This is a genomic window from Bremerella cremea, from assembly GCF_003335505.1.
Taxonomy (GTDB): Bacteria; Planctomycetota; Planctomycetia; order Pirellulales; family Pirellulaceae; genus Bremerella; species Bremerella cremea_A.
Window position 1 is genome coordinate 1 of the sequence record NZ_QPEX01000020.1, and the last position, 6104, is coordinate 6104.

Here is a 6104-nt window from a genome sequence, read left to right on the forward strand (position 1 = left end):
TCGGCGACACCAGTCGCTAGGGCGAAAAACCCCCTGGCAAGTCTACCGGCCTGACCGATCGAAGTGAGCGAGAAGCTCTATCTAAGAAATGCGGCCCCGTGGTCCGAATAATGGGGTCCACTTCAGTCGACGACCCCTACCCGCCCGCAATGTAAGAAGCTGCGTTATTGATCACTGCGCCAGCAACTCAACCAGCTTACCATTCGACCGAAATGCTTCGCTTCCGGTAGAATAGCACTTCGGCAAGGCATTTTGCAAAGGCGTGTGTCATGCGACCTCATGGATCGGCGGCCGAGCTTGAGGCTCGGCGGTTGAAGGCGCTGGATTTGATTCGCCAAGGGTGGCGGGTCAAGTATGTGGGCGTGACGTCGACCACGGCCTCGACCTGGAAGAACAAGCCGCAGCATGTGCCGCAGTGTCGCTTGGACGCTCGGCAGAAGCAGCAGCTCGCCGCTGGCTTCCCCACCGATTTGTGGACGAGGCGCCGCGTGGCTCAGGTGGTGCACGAAAAGTTTGGCATCGAGTACAACCCGGACCACCTCTGCCGTATTCTGCACGACCTCGGTTTCAGTTGTCAGAAACCGGAACGGCAAGCCCGCGAACAAGACGTCGCGGCGATCGAAACGTGGCGTGCCGAAGATTGGCCGCGCATCAAAAAGGGGGCGAAACAGCGGAGCTAGCGTGGTGTTAATCGACGAAAGCGGGTTTCAACTTCAACCGCTCGTAGGTCGACTGGCTGACCTCCAGCGACTGAAGCACCTCGGCCAAGTCTTTACCTGCGTTGAGCATCGCATCCGCGTCACGCAACTTTCGCACAATCTGATCAGGCGAATGCCGCTTGCGTCTCTTGGTTGACATCGTCGAAATCTCCTTGCCAAAATCGGCTGAAAGACTTCATAACGAATGGGTCAGGAATTTGATAGCAGGCCAACCGCGGTGGCCTGGACGCCGAAATCGAATCGCGTGCAGATGCTCTTCGAGTTGCAACCGCCCAACGCGACGGCGATCGACTTCATCTGGTTCGTGCACAATTTGCATCAAGAGTTGAAGCGAAAGTTGATCGTGGTGTGGGATCAACTGAGTGCCCACCGCAAAACAGCCCGCGTTCTCGAAAAGTTGGGTGCGAATATAAAAGATGTCTATTGACTGTATCTAGGGATATTGTCGATGATCAGCGTGCATTGATCGGGAATCTAAGTGCGTTACTGAAGAGTGGCAAATGCCCTCGCGGCGGTCATTAGGCGCCGTTATGGAATTGCGTCAAAGCAATCCCTAAGATAGCGTGTTTCATCCGAGGATATAAGTCCACTAAAGATAGTGGATGGCCCAAGAGAAACTGAGGTTGACTATGCCTGTAGATCAATTTTCCCGTTACTGTGCGGTGATTGCCCCGGTAGTAATGCGAGTCTGCTGCTACGCCCTACTGATTTGTGTGTCGGATTGGAACCTGATTCTCGCGCACGGGCAAGAGAATGCGAAAGAGGTTCCTGACAATCGCGATCCGCCTATCGGTCAGGGAATAACATGCTGGGGGCACGCTGGAGGCAAGTGGGCTGTGTGGATTGGTCGGCCATGTGCACCGTTTGACGTTGATTCCGACAGCTTAGCTGATCTTGCTAAGCTGGAACAAATCGAATCAATCTTCGTCTACCCGAAGACCGGCCTGAAAGCAAGCGACTTTGCTGTTTTGGGGAAGCTAAAGTGCGTTAGGCGGCTTCAAATCACTTGGTTCGGCGATGATTGCCGAGAGCTTATAGTGCATATTGGAAAATGCAATGGCCTGGAATCTTTGTCGCTTTTTGCTCCTAAGCTAAAGGCGAATGACTTGAAGTGGTTTGACAATTTCGACAAATTAACAGAGTTATTCGTTAAGTCCGATGACATTTCGGCGGAGCATATTCATACGATTGTAAATTTGGATTGCGGAATTCAAGCATTGCGGATATCAAGTTACGTGGGAGACAATCCAACATTCGAGGACCTTGTTCCTGTGTTTCAAATGGATAAGCTTACTAGATTGGAAATAGACGGTGAAAACTTGAGTGAATCAGAAAAGAGAGATGTCATTCGTTTGTTAGGTAATTGTGACGTGCGTATGACCTGTGAAGTGTGGAGCGAAGTGTTTACGCGGTTATGATGAGAGCAAGAAAAGGAGTCATGCCTGAATGGCACGAGCTTAAGCTCTAACTCATTGTAGCCTCCCGGGTTTTGATTGACTTTCGGGCTGACTGGAGGAGTTTGTACGGTTTCGGGCGGCGTTTGATCTGGCGTGGTTCTTTGCGATTGGGGCGGTTGCCTACCGTTAACTTTGAAGTGGACCCCATTATTCGGACCACGGGGGCACATTTCTTAGATAGGAGAAGAAAAGGTGTCAGAGGAGAAGAAAAGGTGTCAGGACTCTTTTCCTCCGCTCGACCCGTGACATGCCACTCAAATGGGTAGAGCAATGCGGGCCAACTTCAGCTACGATGCGGAAGATGCGTACCAGTTTACCTCCATCAGCCGCTACGCCGACCTGGCCGGGACCGAACTGGTCGCCACCAGCACCTACGGCTACGACGCGGCCGATCGCCTCACCAGCCTGACCCACGCCGACTCCAGCAGTAGCACACTGGCCGGTTACACCTGGGGCTACGACGAAGGGAACCGCCTGACCGATTTCACGGTTGCCGGTTACTCCGCCGAAGACGCCACCTACACCTACGACGACACCGACCAGCTAACCGGCGCCGATCGCAGCGGCACGACCTCCGACGAGTCGTACACCTACGACGAAAACGGCAACCGCACTGGCGGCAGTTACTCGACCGACGACAACAACCAAATCCTCTCCGACGGCACGTACAACTTCACCTACGACGACGAAGGGAACCGCCTCACCAAGACGAATATCTCGACCGGCGAAGTCATCGAGTATTCGTGGGACTACCGCAACCGCCTGGTCAACATCACCACCAAAACCAGCGGCGGCACCGTCACCCACGAAGTCGACTACACCTACGACATCTTCAACCGCCGCATCGGGAAAACGATCGACGCCGACGGAGACGGAGCAGGCACCGCCACGGAGGAAATCTACATCTACGACGGCCTGCGAGAAGAACAAGGCAACGCAGGCGACCACATCCTCCTGGCCTTCGACGAATCAGACGACTTAACCGACCGCTTCCTCTACGGCCCCAACGTCGACCAAGTCCTGGCCAGCGAAGAAGTCACCAGCACAGCCTCGGCCGGGGATGCCCTCTGGGCACTGACCGATCACCTAGGCACCGTACGCGACGTGGCCGACTACAACGCAGGCACCAACGCGACGACGGTTCAGAATCACCTGACGTACGATGCCTTCGGAAATATCACCGCCGAGACAAACGCGGCGGTGGACTTCCTGCTCGCGTTTACAGGGCGAGAACGGGATGAAGAGAGTGATTTGCAGTATAATCGAGCTCGGTATTACGATGCGGCGATTGGGAAGTGGGTTGCTGAAGACCCTATTGGGTTTGATGCGGTGGACGAGAATATCGCTCGGTATGCCGGCAATAATTCGCTATCATTTACAGATCCGTCTGGGCAAGATATTTATTTAACAAAAGGTGTGAATAGGCCCGACTCCGGTTTGGTTGGACTTATTCATCAGGATATTGCGGTTGATGAATGGATTTTGGACAATTGTGGTGGATGGATAAAGAGCGGAACGAAAGTGGCGCTTAGCTTCATAAATCGAACAGACGTCGAAAACCCACTGAAATTCTATCCTGCGTCACGAACATGGCTAGGATTTACTAACATACCCGCACTTCCTTTTCTTGTTTCTACACTTCCTGGCTTCTCGAACGAGGGAATAATTTACGAATGGCCAAAGGGGTTTGCACCCCGGGCCATAATTAGCACACTTAGAACTACACGCGCAGATGATCAAGCGTGGGTGGTATACATGAGGACATACCGAGTAGGAGTTGCCGATAGGTATGATCCAATTTGGTACAATTGTGTAAATTATACTAATCTAGAATTTAATGCCATCGCAGCGCTTCTTTGGAGAGCTCCGCTAAGGTGATCGCAATGCCCTTTAACTCCCGCTGTAGCTATCTGGTATCACTCTTCCTTGTAGTGCCATGTGCCATGCCATTCGGATGCAAGCACTTAGTGGGGGTGGTTGTCATCCCAGATACTAGCATAACAACCGGTCATTTGTACGTGACGCATAAGCGGATTTGCGACTACTGGAATTCACACGGCAAGTTGCCTGCCGATTTCGAGGATTTGCCAGTTATCGAAAACCGCGATTGTTCAACGACAGACGGTTGGGGTAGAGAGCTTCTATGGAAATCGGATGGTGCGAGGATTATCGAGGTTTACAGCTTAGGCAAGGATGGGACACCAGGAGGTGCCGGAGAAGATTGCCGTTTTTCCATTATTTTTGATGCAAGTAACCCACACAGGGTACCAGAAGTCAAGGAAGACTAAAGGATTGCATACTCCAAACAGGTATTCCATACGGCTAGATGGGGCCGGAAAAGGTAGGAGCAGGACTCTTTTTCTCTGCTCGAAGAAGATAAAGGGAGACCCTTGCCCTCCGCCAACTACGACAACCTCAGCCGCAACACGAGCACCTACGGCTACGACGAAGGGAACCGCCTGACCAACATCACCACCAAAACCAGCGGCGGCACCGTCACCCACGAAGTCGACTACACCTACGACATCTTCAACCGCCGCATCGGAAAAACGATCGATGCCGACGGAGACGGAGCAGGCACCGCCACCGAAGAAATCTACATCTACGACGGCCTCCGCCAAGAACGGGGAGCCGCCGGAGACCACATCCTCCTGGCCTTCGACGAATCGGACGACCTAACCGACCGCTTCCTCTACGGCCCCAACGTCGATCAAGTCCTGGCCAGCGAAGAAGTCACCAGCACGGCCTCGGCCGGGGACGTCCTCTGGGCGTTGACCGACCACCTGGGCACGGTGCGGGACGTGGCCGACTACAACGCAGGCACCAATACGACGACGGTCCAGAACCACCTGACCTACAATGCCTTCGGCAATATCACCGCCGAGGCAAACGCGGCGGTGGACTTCTTGTTCGCGTTCACAGGGCGGGAGCGGGATGAAGAGAGTGATTTGCAGCTCAATCGGGAGCGGTACTATGATCCAGCCGTTGGGAGGTGGGTTAGCGAGGATCCGCTCGAGTTTGAAGCTGGAGATATGAATCTAAGTCGATATGTCAGTAATGCTGCAACTTATTTCATGGATCCAAGCGGTCTTTGGGCACAAGAGGGTGGTACTGAGTGGCGCGCCACGGATCCTGGCGATACTTTTCTAGCTCTACTCGATCTCGTAGATCCTGAAAAAAAGCTACGCCAAGAGAACGTCATGGGAATAATTCCCGTAAAGACTGGGGTTGAGGAACTCGATGAGGAGGTTAAGACCGCTTACGATAGCAACTCTGGCTTTGACGCAAAGGCAGTGCCGTGTGGACTTTATGACACAAAGCACCTTGAGCCAACATCAGGTGCCAATCTGATAATTGCAGTGGGCACAGACAAAACTCGCAATTATACCGATGAGGCACTCACTTTTTTTAAACGTTCCTTTGTAGACAGCAACAGCGTTACCCCTCTCCATATCTATAAGCTAGGTGTTTTGAAGAGAAAATTAGAAGAATATAGCGGCAAAGGTGAAACGCCAATCCGAGGCTTGTTGCTGATTGGACACGGAGCAATAGGCTCCACTCACATAGGATCTCTGGATGAAAACGGCCTTGTAATTAGTCCAGGTCTAGCATCATCGAATTTTAAATGGTCAAAATATGATGAGGCCATTCTATCACATCTGTCGCCAGGGTTCTACTATACGACAAATGCAACTATCCGTGTTGCCGGTTGTCAAACAAAGGAATATGCAGAGTTTGTTGCTTCGAACCTATTGCGAGGGACAGACAGGGCAATCGCATGTTCAATCCCCATTAAAACCAGCATAAATCTTGTCCAGCACCGTCTCGTCCCAGCCGGCGCGGAGGCGTTTTCCGCGGATGTTATCTTTGACGGTAGTGTCCTGCTTTAAAATATTGAGGGCCAGGCGGCGGAACGCGGCGGTGATTT

The 6104-nt window shown here is 52.7% G+C and carries 7 protein-coding genes; 6 read left to right on the forward strand and 1 reads right to left on the reverse strand.

Annotated elements, in window-relative coordinates:
* Positions 1–269: 269 nt before the first annotated feature.
* Positions 270–680 carry a winged helix-turn-helix domain-containing protein gene (locus DTL42_RS11255; RefSeq protein WP_114368831.1) on the forward strand — a complete coding sequence of 137 codons (411 nt, stop codon included), beginning with the start codon at positions 270–272 and terminating at the stop codon, positions 678–680.
* 7 nt (positions 681–687) lie between these two features.
* Here DTL42_RS11255 and DTL42_RS26280 read toward each other — a convergent pair whose 3' ends face one another.
* On the reverse strand, positions 688–858 hold the full coding sequence (locus DTL42_RS26280; protein WP_158545327.1) for a hypothetical protein: 171 nt from the start codon (positions 856–858) through the stop codon (positions 688–690).
* Between the two features lie 78 nt (positions 859–936).
* Here DTL42_RS26280 and DTL42_RS11260 point away from each other — a divergent pair, with 78 nt between their 5' ends.
* The 5 genes from DTL42_RS11260 (at position 937) to DTL42_RS11280 (ending at position 6066) form a co-directional block, all read left to right on the forward strand.
* The gene (locus DTL42_RS11260; protein WP_147274249.1) at positions 937–1146 is read left to right on the forward strand and encodes a hypothetical protein; all 210 of its coding nucleotides are present in this window, start codon (positions 937–939) and stop codon (positions 1144–1146) included.
* Positions 1147–1321: 175 nt separating this feature from the next.
* Positions 1322–2137 carry a hypothetical protein gene (locus DTL42_RS11265; RefSeq protein ID WP_114368833.1) on the forward strand — a complete coding sequence of 272 codons (816 nt, stop codon included), beginning with the start codon at positions 1322–1324 and terminating at the stop codon, positions 2135–2137.
* 309 nt (positions 2138–2446) lie between these two features.
* A complete protein-coding gene (locus DTL42_RS11270; RefSeq protein WP_114368834.1) occupies positions 2447–4054 on the forward strand; it encodes an RHS repeat-associated core domain-containing protein in 1608 nt (535 codons plus the stop codon).
* Positions 4055–4119: 65 nt separating this feature from the next.
* On the forward strand, positions 4120–4464 hold the full coding sequence (locus DTL42_RS27095; RefSeq protein ID WP_425305520.1) for a type II secretion system protein GspG: 345 nt from the start codon (positions 4120–4122) through the stop codon (positions 4462–4464).
* Between the two features lie 102 nt (positions 4465–4566).
* A complete protein-coding gene (locus DTL42_RS11280; protein WP_158545328.1) occupies positions 4567–6066 on the forward strand; it encodes an RHS repeat domain-containing protein in 1500 nt (499 codons plus the stop codon).
* Positions 6067–6104: the final 38 nt, after the last annotated feature.

What these genes read in the sequence shown, in the direction of transcription:
- DTL42_RS26280 (WP_158545327.1), bottom strand. Translation starts at nt 858, where the DNA reads ATGTCAACCAAGAGACGCAAGCGGCATTCGCCTGATCAGATTGTGCGA.
- DTL42_RS11270 (WP_114368834.1), top strand. Translation starts at nt 2,447, where the DNA reads ATGCGGGCCAACTTCAGCTACGATGCGGAAGATGCGTACCAGTTTACC.
- DTL42_RS11265 (WP_114368833.1), top strand. Translation starts at nt 1,322, where the DNA reads ATGGCCCAAGAGAAACTGAGGTTGACTATGCCTGTAGATCAATTTTCC.
- DTL42_RS11255 (WP_114368831.1), top strand. Translation starts at nt 270, where the DNA reads ATGCGACCTCATGGATCGGCGGCCGAGCTTGAGGCTCGGCGGTTGAAG.
- DTL42_RS27095 (WP_425305520.1), top strand. Translation starts at nt 4,120, where the DNA reads ATGCCATTCGGATGCAAGCACTTAGTGGGGGTGGTTGTCATCCCAGAT.